Here is a 15,873-nt window from a genome sequence, read left to right on the forward strand (position 1 = left end):
AGAAAGTAGTCGTTTGGGAGGTAGGCAACAGGAAAGAGGATGCGGGAGGGCTGTCGGATACTATCGGCGGCAAATAGGACGGGTTGCGTCCACTCATTTATCTGCGCGGATGTCTGTCGCGGGAAGACCGTAACGAATCGCGGACGAGACTCAATCCGCCGGGATAGTGCGCCCCATTTCTCTTGCGAGGGTGAGCAAATTGCGAAGCGCCGCGCTACAGTTGAATGGCGACCAGACGGCCGAGAAAGGAACCGGCTCCGGTTCGTCCGCGACCGGAAGGAAAGTAACGTCGGAAGTGCGTAGCAGCGACGTAGCCGCGCCGACGATGGTGACGCCGAAGCCCTGTCCGACCATGGAAAGCAGCGTGCCGCGCTCGACATCGAAGCGTTGGATAGATGATGCCGGCCAGCGTCCGGCAAGGCGCAGCACGATATGGTCATGGACTTGTGGGCCGGTGCCGCCGTGCCGGGCAAGGAACGTCTCGCCCGCTAGATCGGCCCAGGTGACGGCGGCTTGTTTGGCGAGCCGATGCCTATCCGGCAGCGCGGCGACCAGCGGTTCGGTCCATATCCGCCGCGTGTGGCAGTCGGGTAGCTCGGGCGTGCCTGCCATGAATACGATGTCCAGACGGTCGGCCCGCAATTGCATAACCGCATCGCGTGCCGTGCCTTCCGTGATCTCGACTTCGATGCCGGGATAGTCTTCGCGATACTGTCCGATCAGTCCTGCGAGGAAGCTGCGAGGGATCAGGGCATGGACGCCGATGCGCAGGCGTCCGCACTCTCCTGACGCCGCCATGCCGGCGGTCTTCACGGCATGGTCGAGTTGATCGACGCCGGCCGCAACATGCTCGACGAACTGCCGACCGGCCTCTGTCAGCCGGACGCCTCGCGCATGGCGCTCGAACAGCAAAACGCCAAGGTCTTGCTCCAGCGTCTTCACGCGAGCACTAACGCTCGACAGGCTGACGCCGAGTGCGTTCGCAGCGTGCCGGAAGTTCAGATATTCGGCGACAGCGAGCGTTTGAATGAGGGACGCTAGAGGAATGCGTGAACCCAACGAGGTCGGCACTCCCCATTTGCGGTCGATCATGGGTGTTGAACGCCGCCGCCGCACCGTTTCACCTGTACTCGGTCAATCGACGGCGACCGTCGCGCCGGACAGCGGGGACATTGTGAATGTCTGACCGGAAAATCAGCGGCAGACCGATCATGAGACGGCGGCCTCCCATCCGCCCCCTAGTGCCTTGTAGAGAGCGACAACGGCCATCAACTCGCCGACGCGAGCATCAAGGCTCGCACGCTCCGCAGCGCTGTATGCGGATTGCGCGTTCAGCAATATCGTTAGGTCGTCCTCGCCAGCCTGGTAGCGCTGGCGGGCAAGATCGACCGCAGCGGCCGCCTGCGTTGTCGCCCCCTCCGCTTTCCGGCGCATGATCTGTGCGGCGGCATATCGGTTAAGCGCCGTCTCACTGTCAGTAAGCGCGCCCGTTACGCTCCGCTCGTAGCGGATCATGGCTGCATCGGCTCGGGCATCCGCCGCCCGAATCTGCGCTCGGATACGCCCCATGGAGAATATGGGCCAATGGAAGCTCGGCCCAACTTGCAATCGTGTGCTCGCCCCCGATGCCAGATCGCCCGCGCTCTGAGCTTGCTGACCAATCGACCCAATGAGCGATAGTCGCGGAAAGAGGTCAGCCGTGGCCACGCCAACGTCAGCGGTGAAAGCCGCCAATTCGCGCTCTGCCTGACGTATATCCGGGCGTCGCCTTAACAGTTCGGATGGAAGCCCAGCCGTAACCTGCGATGGAGCAACCGGAAGCGACCCAGGGCTCAACAGCCGAAGTGAAGTCGCCCCCGGTGCTTGGCCAGTTAGCAAGGATAAGCGATAGGCTGCCGCGCGCGCGTCGGCCTCAATCCCATCAAGGCTTACGCTGGCTGCCCGAGCCTGTGTGTCGGCACGAGCAAAGTCAAAGCGCGACGCCTCGCCGGCCCTAAACCGCCTTTCGACCAGGCTGGCGATGGCCTGCTGTGCGTTGGCGTCTGCGCGAGCAACCAACAGCCTAGTTTGGGAGCCGCGTAGATCGACGTAGCTTCGGACAACCTCTGCGATCACCTGTAAGATGACATTGCGCCGGGCTTCCTGAATTGCCTCTGCACGGGCGTCCGCCGCTTCGATGCTACGCCGTGTTCGGCCCCATAGGTCGATTTCCCACGACGCATCGAATCCGAAATCGAAAAGGGAAAATTGAGGATCGAACCCCGGAACATTGGCAACCGGCAATTGACCGTTTTCGCTGACGCGGTTCGCCGTGGCCGCGCCGGATAATGCTGCATCTGGACCGGCGCGACCGCGTGCGACGTCGCGCAGCGCCCGCGCTTCGCGTAGGCGCGCTTCCGCCTCCCGAACGTCGTGGTTGCTGGTTACTGCCAATTCCACGAGTTCAACGAGCTGTGGATCGTTGAACGAGCGCCACCAATCTTCATCAATCGGATGTGGGTTGGCAGCCGAAATCCAGCCGGGCGCCACCGCCGGGCTGGATTCGACATAGCTTGGTCCGACCGTGCAGGCCGCAACGCTAAGAGAGGCTAGTAGTGCCGGGAACGGGGGATGACGCATGGGCTACTCCATCCGAGCGCGGAAAAGAATTGCCGAAACGGTCAGCGTGACGGACGCGATAGCCGCCAGCGGCCATGTGTTCGCGAGAATGACCGCCGCCGGCATGTCTTTCAGGAAGACGCCTTCGGAGACGACGAGGAAATGCCGGCAGGGATTGGCGAAAGCGATCACCTGTAGCCAGCCGGGCATGTTATCGACTGGAGTGGCGAAGCCGGACAGCAGGATTAGCGGCACCGTCACCAGAAACATGCCGAGAAAGGCTTGTTGCTGGGTTTGCGACAACGTGGATACCAGCATCCCGACGCCGATCAGCGACACTACATAGAAGAACAGAGAGAAGTAGAACGACGCCAAGGAGCCGGTAAGCGGCACTCCGAAGACCGTGGGGATAAGGATCACATAGAGCGTGGCATTGAAGAATCCGATCAGCAAAGGCGGTGCCATCTTGCCAATGAGGATTTCGTGGACCCTCAACGGCGAAACCATAAGCTGATCGAAGGTGCCTAGCTCCCGCTCGCGGGCAACGGATTGAGCCGTAATCGACAAGGTGCCGGTTGCGCCCAGGGTCACAAGCAACGCCGGCATCACGAACCAAAGATATATCAGCGCGGGATTGAACCAGTTGGTGACGACGGTTCGGGTAGTGGGCTGCCCTGGAGTTGCGGCGGGGCGCGCTTCGGCTGCGACCTGGCCAATGATCTGTTGCAGGTATGAGGAAACGATCTGCGATGCGTTCGAGCGTCGCCCGTCTAGGACGATCTGAACCTCGCCAATCTGCCCGCCCTCGATAGCCGCGCTGAATCGCGAATCGAAACTGAGAACGGCGATGACCTGCTGATTGTTGATTGCCTCCCGCATGTCGTCGGGCGAGGCGAGCGGCACGATGCGGCCGACGTTGGGGCTGCCTGCCACCCGCGAAACAATTTCATGGCTCCAGATACCGGAATCGCGGTCGAGCACGCCAACGTCGAAGTTGCGCACTTCCAGCGTCGCCGCGAATCCGAACAGAACGAGTTGGAGCAAGGGAGGCGCAATAAGGGTGATGCGAGCCCTGGGGTCGCGAAAGACCGCCCATAGCTCTTTCACGATGATCGCAGATAGTCGCGCGAAGCTGGCGGAACTCATCATGCGATCCTCCGGCGCGTCACTCGGAAGGCGAGGCCGAAGAACAGGAGGCCGAAACCCAGCATCGCCAGGATGCTGCGAACGAACATCGGCCAAAGATCGCCGACCACGAAAACGCTGGTCAGAGGCGGGATGAAGTAGCGGGCTGGAACCGCATAGGTCATCCCCTGAATGAATTTCGGCATCGAGCCGATCTCGAACAGAAATCCAGACAGCAGCAGGCCCGGCATAAATGCCGTGAGCAACGCAACCTGACTGGCCACGAACTGATTTTTCGTCGCCGCCGAAATCAGCAAGCCTTGGCCCAATGCCGGCATGAGGAAGGCCGCGCCAACCGCATACAGCGCGAGGATCGACCCTCTAAAGGGCACGCCGAACAGGAAGACGGCCACGACGACGCAGAGCGTCATCGAACCGAGCCCGAGCACGAAATAGGGAATGATTTTCGTGGCCAGGAACTCGCCCATGCTGACAGGCGTAGCCATCAACGCTTCGAGCGTGCCGCGCTCCCATTCCCGCGCGACGACGAGCGCGGTCAGAAGCGTCCCGATCATCGTCATGACAATGCTGATCGAGCCGGGAATGAGAGCGAAGCGACTTTCGAGGCCCGGATTGAACCAGAAGCGGGGCAGCGGGGCGATTGCGGGAGCTAGTCGCACGCCACGATCCAATGCGCGGCCTTCCGCCCAGGTGGCCCGCACACCTTCGGCATAGGCGGCGACAAAGGATGCCGTGTTCGGCAGCGAGCCATCGGTAATCACCTGGATCGGTGCGTCGATCCCGGCTGCGACCCTCTGGCCGAAATCACTCGGAATGACCACGATGCCCCGGATATGCCCGGCGATCAGTTCATCCTTGAGCGAAGTCACGTCGCGCCGGGATTGAACCTCAAACCACCGGGATGATCGGTAAGCCCCCGCTAGGCTGGCCGCCGCTTCGCTGGAATCTTGAACCGCCAAGCCGATCCGCGTCCTCGCCGTATCGAGAGACACGCCGTATCCAAACAGGAAAAGCAGGAGCAGCGGCAGCACAAAGGCGATCAGCATCGTCGAGGGGTCGCGGAGAATCTGTAGCGACTCCTTGACGAGCAGGGCCATGAAGCGTCGAGGATAGAAGCGGTCGTTCATGCGGCCTCCCGCTTTCGATCCGTTTCCTCGATCAACGCAATGAAAGCGTCCTCCATCGTAAGGTCTGTGCCGCCACTGATTTCAGCCGCGCGGGTTTTGAGGTCTTCGGGCGTGCCTTGGGCGATTTCCTGCGCGCGATAGATCAGCGCTATGCGGTCGCAATATTCCGCTTCTTCCATAAAGTGGGTGGTGACGAGCACCGTCACGCCGCGTTGCACGAGGCCGTTGATGTGCAACCAGAACTCGCGGCGGGTGATAGGGTCCACGCCCGATGTCGGCTCATCCAAGAAAAGCACGGGCGGTTGATGGAGCACGGCGCAGGCAAGCGAGAGCCGTTGCTTGAAGCCCAGCGGCAATGTTCCGCTGTTCACCGGCAGATGACGTTCAAGCTGGAAAATGTCGATGACGCGCGCAACGGCCTCGGTCCGCTGGCGTCGATTCAAGCCATAGGCTCCGGCGAAGAAGTCCAGATTTTGTTTGACGCTAAGATCGCCATACAAAGAAAATTTCTGCGCCATGTAGCCGAGAGACTGACGCGCCTCCGCGCTGGCGGTGCGAAGATCATGGCCAGCAACGCGGCCTTCGCCCGCTGTCGGCGTGAGAAGCCCGCAAAGCATCTTGAAGGTCGTGGACTTGCCAGCGCCATTCGGCCCGAGAAGGCCGAATATTCGGCCTTGCGGCACGGAGAATGTGATGTCGCCTGCCGCCGTGAACGTCCCAAAAACCTTGGTAAGCCCTCGCGCCTCGATGGCCGGCGCGTCGGACTTTTCGATGGGCTTGTAGCTCGCGGCGAGTTGGCTGACGCCTTTCGGTCCTCCACCAAGGATGTCAATGAACGCATCCTCAAATCGCGGCTGCACGGCTTCGATTCGGTCGCCCTGCGACATTCCGAATCGTTCTATGGTCGGCGCAGCAGCGCCTTCGTCCATGAGGACGCGAACGGAAGCGCCCTGGATGGTGGCGTCCTTTACATCGTCGCGAAGGACAAGGCTGGCGAGTAAAGACCGCCGGCTTTCGGAAGGACCAAACAGACGATAGGTCCGACCCTCGACACGGGATGTCAGCCGCTTCGGCGGTCCACTGAACAGCAGCTTGCCTTCGTTCAGCAGGAATACCGTATCGCACTTCTCGGCCTCGTCGAGATAGGCGGTGGACCAGACGACGCCCATGCCCTCCGTCGTGAGCTGGCGGACCATCGCCCATAGTTCCCGTCTGGCCACGGGATCGACGCCAACGCCAGGCTCATCAAGCAGCAGCACGCGAGGGGGCCGCACCAGCGCGCAGGCGAGGCCCAGCTTTTGCTTCATGCCACCCGATAGACGGCCAGCCAACCGGGGGCGGAATCGCTCAAGGTCCGTGAAAGACAGGAGTTGGGAAAAGCGCTCCGTGCGTTCTTTCCCTGGGGGTAAGCCGCGAAGATCAGCGTAGAGTGAAAGGTTCTCGATAACCGACAGGTCTTCGTAGAGTCCGAAGCGTTGCGGCATGTAGCCTAGTGCCGATCTATCGGCCGCGATGGCGGGCTCGCCGAGAAGGGTAACTTCCCCTTCATCCGGGTCGAGCAATCCGGCGAGCAAACGGATCAGGGTTGTCTTGCCCGCGCCATCAGGGCCGACCAAGCCGGTCATCACGCCGCCCATCACCTCCATGCTCACGGCATCAAGTGCCGGGGCTGCATTGGGCGCGAAGCGTTTGGTGACATCTACAGCGTGGGCGACTGCCTCTGTCATTTCACTGGCCCGCCCCTGGGTCCGGGCTCTGCTGGAGCCTCACGGTCACGGGCTGACCTTGACGGAGACGGTCATCGGGATCGGTGACGTTGATCCTCAAACGATAAACGAGGTCGGCGCGCAGTTGTTCGGTCTGAACCGTCCTCGGCGTAAATTCGGCGGTTGGTGAAATGAAGCCGATGACACCACGATAGACTTTGGGGTTGCCGTCAGTGGTTACGAACACGGTCATGCCGGGCGCAATCCGCCCAAGGTCGGGTTCGGCAACATAGGCGCGCACCCGGATCGGCCGATTGATGGTGAGCGTGAAGATAGTTGCGCCGGATTGGACGATGGCACCGGGCTCGGCCGCTCGCGTGAGGATCGTGCCAGCGTCCGGTGCTTTAAGCGTCGTGTCGGCCAGATTGGTTTTCACCCTATCGCGTTCTGCTATCGCCGCCGCGAGTTGCGCCTCCGCTGCCGCGATGTCTTCGACGCGAGAGCCGGCGCGAAGCAACGCCAATGCTTCCTCTGCCGCCCGAAGCTGCGCCTCGGCGGCGAGGTATTCAGCCTCGGCGGCCTCGAAAACCGATTGGGATACAGCGCCGGTCGCAACCAGCGCTCGGCGACGCTGGAAGGCTTCTCGTGTTCGCACCATGTCCGCCCTTCGGACGGCGACCGCAGCCTCCGCCTGGGCAATTTCCTGGGGTCGATTCCCGTTGCGCCGTTTTTCGAGTTCGGCGCGAGCGGTCGCAACCTGCGCTTCCGCACCCGCCAGCGCGTCAATGAATGGCTGTTGGTCAAGCTGGGCCAGAGTTGCCCCAGCCTCGACCGAAGCACCTTCATCAATCGGCATTTCGGCGATACGACCCGCAACGCGAAACCCGAGATTCACCTGACGAATATCGACATTCCCATAGAGGATCAGCCCCTCGTTGGGCTTGTCCAAGAAGCCGAAGCCGCGAGTGTAGTATCCCGCCGCTGCGACGCCCGCGATGATGACTGCCAGGATGATGATGCGGCGGGGCACTATGCGCCCCCCACATTCGAGGAGGCAGGCGCAATGGACGCGACGAGTTCGACCACCAAAGCCTCAACAGCCGCGAGGCCCTTGTCGTCTATCGTCTCCCAATTGAGCGCGGCGAGGACCGAAGCGCGCCCCATCCTGAACATGAGGACGCTTCCAACCAATGCGAGGGTTCTGAGGCGCACATGCTCGGAAGCAGAGTCTTCGTCGAGCAAGGTTCCAATTAGATGGTCACATATATTGAGCAGCGGTCCCATCAAGTCGTCGTAGAGGCAGCGAAAGGCCGCAGTCGGCTGCATCTGCTCGCGGATAATGAAGCGCGCCCAGGGCTCGGAACGGCTGCTCGCGAATAGCGCCGCCATCCGCTGAATGATCTCGGTCAGCAGGCGGCGTGCCTCATCCGTGCCGAGTGGTGTTCCCGAGCGCGCTTCCTCGACACGGGCAAAGACGAGGCTGCGCAGCGGGGCGATGTGATCCTTGATGCCATCCCCGATGGAACTGGCCGCAGCGAGGTAAAGGCCCTCCTTGTTCTTGAAGTAGTAGGCAATTGCCTGCTGGTTCGCCCCCGCCTTCTCGCAAAGCATCCGGGTCGTCGCGCCGTCGAAGCCGACACGCCCGAAAACATCCACGGCTGCGATAAGCAGCTTCTCGCGAGTTTGATCGCCGCGCTCGATTCTACGTCCCGACATGACGCCCGTGCTCCATCCTTCATCTTGGGAACCGGAAGCCGCCATGCGCTCGCTCTCGGCGAGTCGGCTCCTGTCCCACGGTCAGCTTTATCGTGGATCAGCGGCTAAATCAATCACATGATTTAGTTACTATTTGGTGTTGGCCACGGCATTGCCTGCACCTCGGTTGGACAGCGCTACAGCCCCAAACCCTTCTGCCGGCCCAATTGCCACGACACCGAACCGCCCTGCACGACGCCCGCGACTTCACGGCCGAGCTGGCGGTCGATGACAGGTCGCCATGGGACAAGGGTGAACTCGTGCGCTTTCTCGACGATGGCGAACTTGCCGCTGGTTAGCTGCACGGTGCCAGTGAACTTGCCGCTGACGGTTTCGCCATCGGCGACGGCGCGGAACGGCAGCGACTTGTTCGCCGCCATCGCCGTGCCGAAGCTGGCAACCTCGCGCTCGCGCAGCGTCGCGAGAAGATTGCGCCGATAGAAGATTCGGCCGTCCCGGCTGCGCGTGGCGTCACCATGCTCGACGTGATGCTCGCGGCGCTGGTCCATCGCCTCGCGCACCTGTTGTCCGAAGCCGGCCGATGCAAGGTCGGTTGCGTCGGGCGTAACCAAGCGCCGGTCGAGCCAGGTCGCGCCGTCCGCGCCGATCTGCTTTTCAAGGTCGAGCACCGAAAGGACGCGAACGCTGGCCTGCCGGTTGCGGCCGGCGTCGTAGGCGGCGGCGCGGCTCTCGAAATCTTCGGGGATGCGCCATTGGTCGGCGTCGATCCGCTCGACGATGCCGGCGCGGCGCAATGCCTCCAGCCGGCGCACATGAGCATCAACATAACCTTCATAATCGCCGCCCGGAACGCGGCCCTCGAACTTCGCCTGTTCCAGATGGCGACTCGGCCGATAGACGCCATCCTCGGCGATGGCGGCAATGGTCCGGTCGGACGGACGGCTTGCCGTTTCGGCCGGGCCGATCTCGACGACGCTGCCTATCCGCGCGTCCTCGACGCGGGCCGCGTCGATGCCGGCGACATGGTGGGTCCGGCCGTCGATCCCGTCCACCACGACGGTCAGGTTCTCGCCCAGCTCGTCGGACAGATACTTATCGACGACGCGGCCGACGATGGGCTTTTCGGGCGGCCCGTCATGGATTTGGAAGGTCAGCGGGTCGCGCTCCAGGCCATCGGCCTTCAACGCCTTGTGCATGTTGCGGATGATGTCGCCGCGCTCGCCCATCTCGCGCAAGGTCGGCTCCATGCGCTCGCTCAATTCCCAAACGCCCGGCGCGTGCTCGGTCGCAAGCCCCATCTTGTCCAGCTTGGCGAGACGGCGCAGGCGAAGCGCCCGGTTGAACTGGCGGCGCGGCTCGGCCGGCTCTTGGCGAAGGTCGAGGAACCTATCGTCGGCTTCCTCGACCATAGCCCGGTCGATGCGGGTGAAACGGTCCTGGTCGATCTCGGCCGACAGCTTGCGGGTCTGCTCGATCTCGGTGACGGGGCCAAGCTCCAGCGTGGTCAATTCGCTCGCCCGCTCGCGGATGCCGTTGGCGAGATAGTCGCCGTTGATGACAAGGTTCTCGCCCAGGTCATCCTTGCCGCGCACGATGACATGCACATGGGGATGGCCGGTGTTGTGGTGATTGACCGCAACCCAATCGAGTTTCGTGCCAAGGTCGGCTTCCATCTGGCGCATGAGGTCGCGGGTATAGGCTGTCAGGTCCGACAGGTCCGCGCCGTCCTCCGGCGAGACGATGAATCTGAATTGGTGGCGATCCTCCTGGCCGCGCTCAAGGAAGGCAGCGCCATCGGCGCGGTCCTCGGTCGCCGAATAGAGCTGCCCGCGCTCGCCGTCGCGCGATGTGCCGTCGCGCTGGATGTAGCGCAGATGGGCGGCCGCCCTTCCGTTCCTGCCCGCCTCCTTGACGTAGCGGGTCTTGACGACGACGCGGCGCATTCCGGGCGCGCTGTGACGCCAGCCGCCTGACAGGGTGCGAGCGCGCACGAAGGCCGCGCCGCGTCCGCGCCGGACGCCCGGTCCTCCAGTCGAGCGCGCGCCCTTGCCGCCCTTGGCGGTCGAGGTCTTGCCTGGGCGCGGCGACGATCTGGATGACGTGGTGCTGTGCTGCCGCGCGATCTTCTTCGCCTGCGTGAGAAAGCTCTTGGTCTTGCCGCCCTTCGGCGCGTCGGATCGGATGCGGCCGGGCTTCGGGCGGAAGCGGTTTTCGTCGTCGGCGCTCACGTCCGCGCCTCCGGCCAAAACCTAAGAAAATCGGGCGTTCGGCGGTCATGGTGCCGGTCGAAATCCAGCAAAGCCAAGGCTTTGCGCAATATCGCGGCACGCGGGATCAAAAAGCATGGTGCCGCTCGCGGCTCCCCTAACCAGTGTGCAGACAACAACAATTTCAGAAATCCGGCCGACCTAGTGCCGGTTTCCTTTATCTTGCCCTCCGCTCTTTCGTCCTTCTCTGCCTCTCCGGCCCGGTATGCAGCCAGACGCGAACCCGCCTGACTGCACACCGGATCGTGCGCCGCCGAGCGCGGGAATGCCACCTTCATGGCGTATCTCCGACGCTCGCGCGGGCTACAAAAATGCTGCCGTCTTGCGGTTCCATAGCGGCGGGATCGCGCACCGGAACGGTCGCGCGAGCGTCGCCGGATTGCGTGTCGGACGGCTGCGCGGCGATTGCCTGGCTGTCGTTCGGCCGCATGATAAAAAGCGGTGCGTCGCGCCAGTCGGGCGGCGGTGGCGGTGCCGATGACGGCGCTTCGGATGCAGCCGCACCGCCAAGGATCGGCGCGAGCGCGGCGACATAGGCGCGTGTCTCGGCCGGCAGCGGACGGCCGGTCGAACGGTGCTCGTCGTAGCGGCCGGGGCCGGCATTGTAGGCCGCGAGCATCGCGCCGACATTGCCGTAGCGATCCCACATCTCGCGCAGATAAGCCGTGCCTGCGAGGATGTTGTCGCGGGGCTGATAGGGATCGCGGCCGAGCCGGTGACGGGCACGGAGGCCCGCCCAGGTGTCGGGCATAACCTGCATCAATCCCATCGCGCCGGCCGACGAAATCGCGCGCACGTCGCCCGCGCTCTCGGCGCGCAAGACGGCGCGAATCCAGTGCTCGGGGATGCCGAACCGCTGCGACGCCTCGGTGATGTGCGCGGCATAGGGATCGACGGCAACCGGGCGCACGACCGACGCGGATTGCGCGACCGCGACGCCCGATCCGGCGCAGACTGATAGTGCGCCGGCCAGCAACAGGACGGCATAGCGCCATGGCTTCCTGTCGCCGCTATGACGCCAGCCTGCCAGCGTGCTCGCTACGGTAAAGGGTGCGCGCAAAGCGCCGGCCGGTGGCCGCCCTTGACCTTCGCTGCGCGCGCCGGCCGTCTTGTCGCCGAGCGGGACGAAGGGATGCGAGTGCGTTCCCGCGAACAAAGGGATGATCGGAACGCGCACCAATTAGCTCCGATCCTCGCGCGCCTTCGGCCGCTTCCACGCGAGCCGAAAGGTGCGTGCCTCGTCGTCGGTCTGGAACAGCGCCGGGCGAAACAGCGCAGGGAAAAGCGGGCTGTCGATCTCCAGGGCGATGTAGTCCCCCGCGCGTTCGCCGACACGTTTCCACGCCCCGCCGATCTCGGGGCCGTCCTCGTCGTCGAGGTGGATGCGATAGGCCGGCGTGTTCTCGCCGTCGCCCGGCTCGATGGCGACGAGCGCGATTGCCTCGTCAATGCCGAACAACCGGACGCGGCCGGCGTAACCGTTGGCGGTGGGTTCAAAGATATTGGCGGGCATTGTCAGTCTCCTTGTGATTGGTTGGGGAAGCGCGAAGTCAGTGCGTCGGCGCGCGCCACTCGTAGCGGCCGACGCCTTCCTCATCGGTCCAGAGCGGGACGGCTCGGCCGATGACGGAGCTTGCGGGGATGGGTCCGAAGTAACGGCCGTCCAGGCTGTCGCGGACATCCCAATTCATGAGGAAGATTTCGCCGGTCGCGATGACACGGCAGCCCTGCCAGGCGGGCAGTTCGCGGCCGATCCGGTCGCGCTCCAGCGCCTCGCCCATCTCGATCCCGTCAACCGTGATCGTGCGGCCGGCGCGGCACACCCGCTGCCCTGGAAGGCCGACGACGCGCTTCAACAGCGGCACGCCGAGTCCAACATAGCCGCGCTGCACCATGAAGGCGGCGAGCGGTTTGGGCGGCATGACCGCGACCAGCTCGGGCACCTCGATCCGGTCGGCCGGCTCGACGGTGTAGAAGCCTACCGGCGCGCTGGCCGTGGCGTTCCAAATGAGTTTCGTCGGCGTCTCGATGGCGCTTGCGACGGCAACGCTCATCGCGGCCAGCGCCGTGACGGCGAGATAGCGGCGGCGCGTCACGGGTCGATCCTCCGACGCCCAATCCATGCCGCATGTCGTTCCGGCGTGTAGTCGCTCGGCTCCAGATTGGCGGCTAGGCGGTTGTGCGCGTGTCGCCAGTAGTCCGGCGACACGTCTGCCGGGTCGAGGCCCAAGGCTTCCACGGCGTCGATAACGGCAAGTGCGCGCTGCACTTTCGGCCAGCCGTCCAGGCGTAACAGGATGTCGCCTCCAGGCCGGACGAAGGGCAACGTCTGAAACGGCTCGCCGCGACCGATGGCCCGCGCGATGTCGATGCGTGAAATGATCGTGCCGTGCTCGCCGGCCGCCCAGCGGACGAAGGCGAAGATGCTGTTCGGCGCGAAGCCGACGACGCTTCGGCGACGGTCGATGATCTGTTCGTAGCTCTTGCGGCCGAAGCGTATCCAGTGCTCGACCTTGCGTTTCTCGAAAGTCAATTCGACAAGCGTGGTGAAGGGCGCGGGTCCGTCCGGCAGCGGACGGCCGTGCGCGCTGCGATGGGCGCGACGGGTCATTGTTCGTCTCCGGTGATGGCTTGGGCGTTGCGCGGGCGCACCGCGTCGAGCGCGGGCGTCATGGTTCGCCTCGCTCGGCGGCACCGGCACCACGCCTCGCGTGTGCGCGCGCCAAAGAAGAAAAGTTAGATTCTCTGTTAGACTCTAAGTTAGCGGTCGTATTGCGCGTTTCAGGCCAAAGAGTTGGCTGGGGTTCGTGCGCCTGATCTGCCGATAGGGTTGCGCCTGATGTGCCGATACCCCGTGCGCCTGATGTGCCGATGGCATTCACACCGTTATCAACAGGCACTGTGGACAGGTTTTCCGGGCGGATGCGAAGCAGCTCGCGGCCGTCTTCCCGCTCAATCTGGAGTCGATAGCCAGGAAGCGGCTGGCGGGCCGCGATGCGGCGCAAGTCGAGCGCGAAATCGGACGGCCGTGCGAGGCTGCCGGATTTCTGATGAAGGTGCGCAAACTCGAACAGCCAGCCATGGCGCTGGCGGCCGGCGTGCTTACGGGCGACGCGATAAAGCCAACGCTCGATGCCGCCTGTCAGCCGGAAATAGGCCGGGTCGATAGTCAGGACCAACGAGCGGTCAATGACGCTGTTGTAGAACCATTCGGGCAAGACAAATTCCATGCCCTCGACGCGGCCGGCGCGCGTCGTCATTTCCTCCCACTCGTTGATCCAAGAGAATTGCCGGCGACGCCAATGCGGACCGTTGCGGATGGTGGTGGCGATGACGGTCGATTGCAGTCGCGCCAGCGCGGCTTTCAGCAGCAGGTATTGATGGTTGCCGGTCGGCCGCCCGATGGCGCGCAGCAAATGGTAAGGCGTGAAGCGGACGAAGCGTGACGTGCTGAGGCCGTTGTTTTCGGCCGCAACGATCTGCGAGGCCGCCCATATCAGCACGTCGGCGTCCCATATGGTCGCCATGCCGTGCTCGGGCATCCCGAACACCTGCACCTCGACATCGGCGGCCTTGTAGAAAATCGGCTTGGTGCGCGGCGTCTTCGCCAGGGAGAAGAACGGCCGCTCCATCAAATCGCGCTGGTCGCGTGGTGCGGCGTCGCCGGTCGCGACCACGAAGGGGTCGAGTCGGCTGCGCTCGCTGGCGTCGGCCGGCTGCGCTGGGCTATGGTCGTCCTCACGCAGCATTCAGCAATCGCCCAGCTCTTTGGGCGTGAGCGGACGCGCGGGAAAGACCGTGCCGGCGTTCTTGTCGCGCGTGGATTTGCGGGTGCCGACCGCGCTCCAGGCTTCAAGGTCGCGGACGGTGTAGAGGACGCGGCCACCGATCTTGCGATAGGTCGGCCCGGTTCCGTATGTCCGATGCTTCTCAAGGGTGCGGATGGACAAGCCGAGAAAGCGCGCGGCTTCCTGTGTGCGCAGTAGGCGCGGCGGCAGGTCCGCATTGCGGCGGATGGCCATAAGATCACCTCTGGTTCGGTTGATGTGGCCGCCGAAAACATCGGCGGGCTGTGGCGAACCATGGCGAGGGATCGGCGGCGCGTAGCGTGCCGCATTTGCGCCTATGCGCTGGCGGCACCCCTTGGGAGCCCCGGCAAGCTGAAAAGACGAAGAAAATCCGTGCGTCGTGCCTGCCGCCCCGAATTAGCGAAGACATTCGCGGGCGGGTCGGCTAAGACTGAACGCGGAGCAGACGCGCTGCTCCGGGGCTTAGTAACCCCTGGTTAGCGGTTGGTGCCGGCCGTGACGGCACCGAACTCCTTGACCTTATGGTCGGGGAGCCTGTGGCGTATACAACAGGCTCTCCGAGCTAAAGGCCATAGGGCCGTCTAACCACGGTTACTAACTCCCCGATCACCAGAGTCAGAGAGCATCGTTTGCGGGGGCGCACCGCGAACAAACCCTCTCGGATACGGGGAAACGGCCATGCAAGTGCCCGTCGAACTCGATCCCGATGTGGACGACGAAGCGCCAGCGGGAAACGACATAACGCCTTATGACGAACAGCATTACGTCACCTATTTGCGACTTCTCGACGCGAAGGCCGAAGGGGCGGACTGGATGGAAGTCGCGCGAATCGTGCTGCATCGCGATCCGGGCGGCGATGAAGCGCGGACGCGGCGATGCTGGGAAAGCCACCTTGCCCGCGCCCAATGGCTTTCACGCGAAGGCTATCGGCGAATCTTAGAACAGGCGGTCGCGGCCGGACGCTGACCATTGCCGGCACTTCACTAAGCGGGCCGTTTAATCGGATAGTGCAGCAGGAGGCGATAGCCTCCCCTCATCATTTTCAGGCCATGCGCGGCCAATCGGCGGGCTTGGTTCTTGCGGGGGTCGGCTTCCCAATCCTCCTTGGTCCCTCGAAAGCCAAGCAGAACTTCCGCGATGGTGCGGTAGCTTTCGCCTCGCAAACGGGCGTCGAGCGCGCGTAGGGACAGGATGTGAAACTTGCGGAGCTGCGCAGGCATAGTGCGGAAGTCCGCGCCAGGCGCTCGCCCATTGAGGGACCGCCAAAGTCGGCGGGCGGCATGGGCGCGAAGCTCCATGAAAGAATCCATCGGTAGGGATACGGCATAGAAGGCCGCTGCGTCGGGCACGGCCTGGGGCAGCCAGAATTGATGCGCGACGCCATCAACATTCCAGATGCCATGCCACCCATCCGCCGCGTGCCGTAGGTCGAGGCCGGACAGGTGCGCCAGCGTCACTATAGGTTCCGTCGCCCCGTCGCGATGCTGCACCGGGGACAAGAGAA

17 protein-coding genes are annotated in these 15,873 nt (G+C 63.7%); 1 reads left to right on the forward strand and 16 read right to left on the reverse strand.

Going from position 1 to position 15,873, the window contains the following annotated elements; all coding sequences use genetic code 11:
* Positions 1–150 precede the first annotated feature (150 nt).
* The 15 genes from N5D22_RS18205 to N5D22_RS18275 form a co-directional block, all read right to left on the reverse strand.
* Positions 151–1,092, reverse strand: coding sequence for a LysR family transcriptional regulator (locus tag N5D22_RS18205; protein WP_030540334.1), 942 nt, complete (start codon positions 1,090–1,092; stop codon positions 151–153).
* Between the two features lie 117 nt (positions 1,093–1,209).
* On the reverse strand, positions 1,210–2,619 hold the full coding sequence (locus tag N5D22_RS18210) for an efflux transporter outer membrane subunit (RefSeq protein ID WP_279658053.1): 1,410 nt from the start codon (positions 2,617–2,619) through the stop codon (positions 1,210–1,212).
* A gap of 3 nt (positions 2,620–2,622) precedes the next feature.
* Entirely contained in the window at positions 2,623–3,747 is a 1,125-nt protein-coding gene (locus N5D22_RS18215; RefSeq protein ID WP_279658052.1) for an ABC transporter permease, read from the reverse strand.
* Entirely contained in the window at positions 3,744–4,841 is a 1,098-nt protein-coding gene (locus tag N5D22_RS18220; protein WP_279658051.1) for an ABC transporter permease, read from the reverse strand. Before N5D22_RS18220 ends, N5D22_RS18215 begins: the two co-directional genes overlap by 4 nt.
* Positions 4,842–4,867: 26 nt before the next feature.
* A complete protein-coding gene (locus N5D22_RS18225) occupies positions 4,868–6,598 on the reverse strand; it encodes an ATP-binding cassette domain-containing protein (protein ID WP_279658050.1) in 1,731 nt (576 codons plus the stop codon).
* 1 nt (position 6,599) lies between these two features.
* Positions 6,600–7,607: a secretion protein HlyD gene (gene hlyD / locus N5D22_RS18230; protein WP_030540329.1), complete on the reverse strand. Its 1,008-nt coding sequence runs from the start codon at positions 7,605–7,607 to the stop codon at positions 6,600–6,602.
* On the reverse strand, positions 7,607–8,338 hold the full coding sequence (locus N5D22_RS18235; protein WP_279658049.1) for a CerR family C-terminal domain-containing protein: 732 nt from the start codon (positions 8,336–8,338) through the stop codon (positions 7,607–7,609). Before N5D22_RS18235 ends, hlyD begins: the two co-directional genes overlap by 1 nt.
* Positions 8,339–8,469: 131 nt before the next feature.
* Positions 8,470–10,236, reverse strand: a complete 1,767-nt coding sequence (locus N5D22_RS27165) for a DUF3363 domain-containing protein (RefSeq protein ID WP_347881155.1) — start codon at positions 10,234–10,236, stop codon at positions 8,470–8,472.
* A gap of 281 nt (positions 10,237–10,517) precedes the next feature.
* Complete coding sequence (locus N5D22_RS18245; RefSeq protein WP_279658047.1) at positions 10,518–10,838, reverse strand: hypothetical protein; 321 nt, start codon at positions 10,836–10,838, stop codon at positions 10,518–10,520.
* On the reverse strand, positions 10,835–11,737 hold the full coding sequence (locus tag N5D22_RS18250) for a lytic transglycosylase domain-containing protein (RefSeq protein ID WP_279658046.1): 903 nt from the start codon (positions 11,735–11,737) through the stop codon (positions 10,835–10,837). Before N5D22_RS18250 ends, N5D22_RS18245 begins: the two co-directional genes overlap by 4 nt.
* Before the next feature lie 3 nt (positions 11,738–11,740).
* Positions 11,741–12,073 carry a DUF736 domain-containing protein gene (locus N5D22_RS18255; RefSeq protein ID WP_279658045.1) on the reverse strand — a complete coding sequence of 111 codons (333 nt, stop codon included), beginning with the start codon at positions 12,071–12,073 and terminating at the stop codon, positions 11,741–11,743.
* 37 nt (positions 12,074–12,110) lie between these two features.
* Positions 12,111–12,656: a S26 family signal peptidase gene (locus tag N5D22_RS18260; RefSeq protein ID WP_279658044.1), complete on the reverse strand. Its 546-nt coding sequence runs from the start codon at positions 12,654–12,656 to the stop codon at positions 12,111–12,113.
* Complete coding sequence (locus N5D22_RS18265) at positions 12,653–13,171, reverse strand: DUF2840 domain-containing protein (protein WP_279658043.1); 519 nt, start codon at positions 13,169–13,171, stop codon at positions 12,653–12,655. The genes N5D22_RS18260 and N5D22_RS18265 overlap by 4 nt, the downstream gene beginning before the upstream one ends.
* A 58-nt stretch (positions 13,172–13,229) precedes the next feature.
* Complete coding sequence (locus tag N5D22_RS18270) at positions 13,230–14,309, reverse strand: replication initiator protein A (protein WP_279658042.1); 1,080 nt, start codon at positions 14,307–14,309, stop codon at positions 13,230–13,232.
* Positions 14,310–14,582, reverse strand: coding sequence for a helix-turn-helix domain-containing protein (locus N5D22_RS18275; RefSeq protein WP_279658041.1), 273 nt, complete (start codon positions 14,580–14,582; stop codon positions 14,310–14,312).
* A 465-nt stretch (positions 14,583–15,047) separates the two neighbouring features.
* On the opposite strand from N5D22_RS18275, the gene N5D22_RS18280 reads away from it, so the two are divergent.
* A complete protein-coding gene (locus N5D22_RS18280) occupies positions 15,048–15,335 on the forward strand; it encodes a DUF2285 domain-containing protein (RefSeq protein WP_279658040.1) in 288 nt (95 codons plus the stop codon).
* Between the two features lie 17 nt (positions 15,336–15,352).
* Here N5D22_RS18280 and N5D22_RS18285 read toward each other — a convergent pair whose 3' ends face one another.
* Positions 15,353–15,859: a DUF2285 domain-containing protein gene (locus tag N5D22_RS18285; protein WP_279658097.1), complete on the reverse strand. Its 507-nt coding sequence runs from the start codon at positions 15,857–15,859 to the stop codon at positions 15,353–15,355.
* Between the last annotated feature and the right edge of the window lie 14 nt (positions 15,860–15,873).

Source organism: Agrobacterium sp. GD03872 (genome assembly GCF_029840625.1).
Classification (GTDB): Bacteria; Pseudomonadota; Alphaproteobacteria; order Rhizobiales; family Rhizobiaceae; genus Agrobacterium; species Agrobacterium fabrum_A.

Excerpts from the sequence above, each read along its gene's own strand:
- N5D22_RS18205 (WP_030540334.1), bottom strand. The coding sequence starts at position 1,092 with ATGATCGACCGCAAATGGGGAGTGCCGACCTCGTTGGGTTCACGCATT.
- N5D22_RS18210 (WP_279658053.1), bottom strand. The coding sequence starts at position 2,619 with ATGCGTCATCCCCCGTTCCCGGCACTACTAGCCTCTCTTAGCGTTGCG.
- N5D22_RS18215 (WP_279658052.1), bottom strand. The coding sequence starts at position 3,747 with ATGATGAGTTCCGCCAGCTTCGCGCGACTATCTGCGATCATCGTGAAA.
- N5D22_RS18220 (WP_279658051.1), bottom strand. The coding sequence starts at position 4,841 with ATGGCCCTGCTCGTCAAGGAGTCGCTACAGATTCTCCGCGACCCCTCG.
- N5D22_RS18225 (WP_279658050.1), bottom strand. The coding sequence starts at position 6,598 with ATGACAGAGGCAGTCGCCCACGCTGTAGATGTCACCAAACGCTTCGCG.
- N5D22_RS18235 (WP_279658049.1), bottom strand. The coding sequence starts at position 8,338 with ATGGCGGCTTCCGGTTCCCAAGATGAAGGATGGAGCACGGGCGTCATG.
- N5D22_RS27165 (WP_347881155.1), bottom strand. The coding sequence starts at position 10,236 with ATGCGCCGCGTCGTCGTCAAGACCCGCTACGTCAAGGAGGCGGGCAGG.
- N5D22_RS18245 (WP_279658047.1), bottom strand. The coding sequence starts at position 10,838 with ATGAAGGTGGCATTCCCGCGCTCGGCGGCGCACGATCCGGTGTGCAGT.
- N5D22_RS18255 (WP_279658045.1), bottom strand. The coding sequence starts at position 12,073 with ATGCCCGCCAATATCTTTGAACCCACCGCCAACGGTTACGCCGGCCGC.
- N5D22_RS18265 (WP_279658043.1), bottom strand. The coding sequence starts at position 13,171 with ATGACCCGTCGCGCCCATCGCAGCGCGCACGGCCGTCCGCTGCCGGAC.
- N5D22_RS18270 (WP_279658042.1), bottom strand. The coding sequence starts at position 14,309 with ATGCTGCGTGAGGACGACCATAGCCCAGCGCAGCCGGCCGACGCCAGC.
- N5D22_RS18275 (WP_279658041.1), bottom strand. The coding sequence starts at position 14,582 with ATGGCCATCCGCCGCAATGCGGACCTGCCGCCGCGCCTACTGCGCACA.
- N5D22_RS18280 (WP_279658040.1), top strand. The coding sequence starts at position 15,048 with ATGCAAGTGCCCGTCGAACTCGATCCCGATGTGGACGACGAAGCGCCA.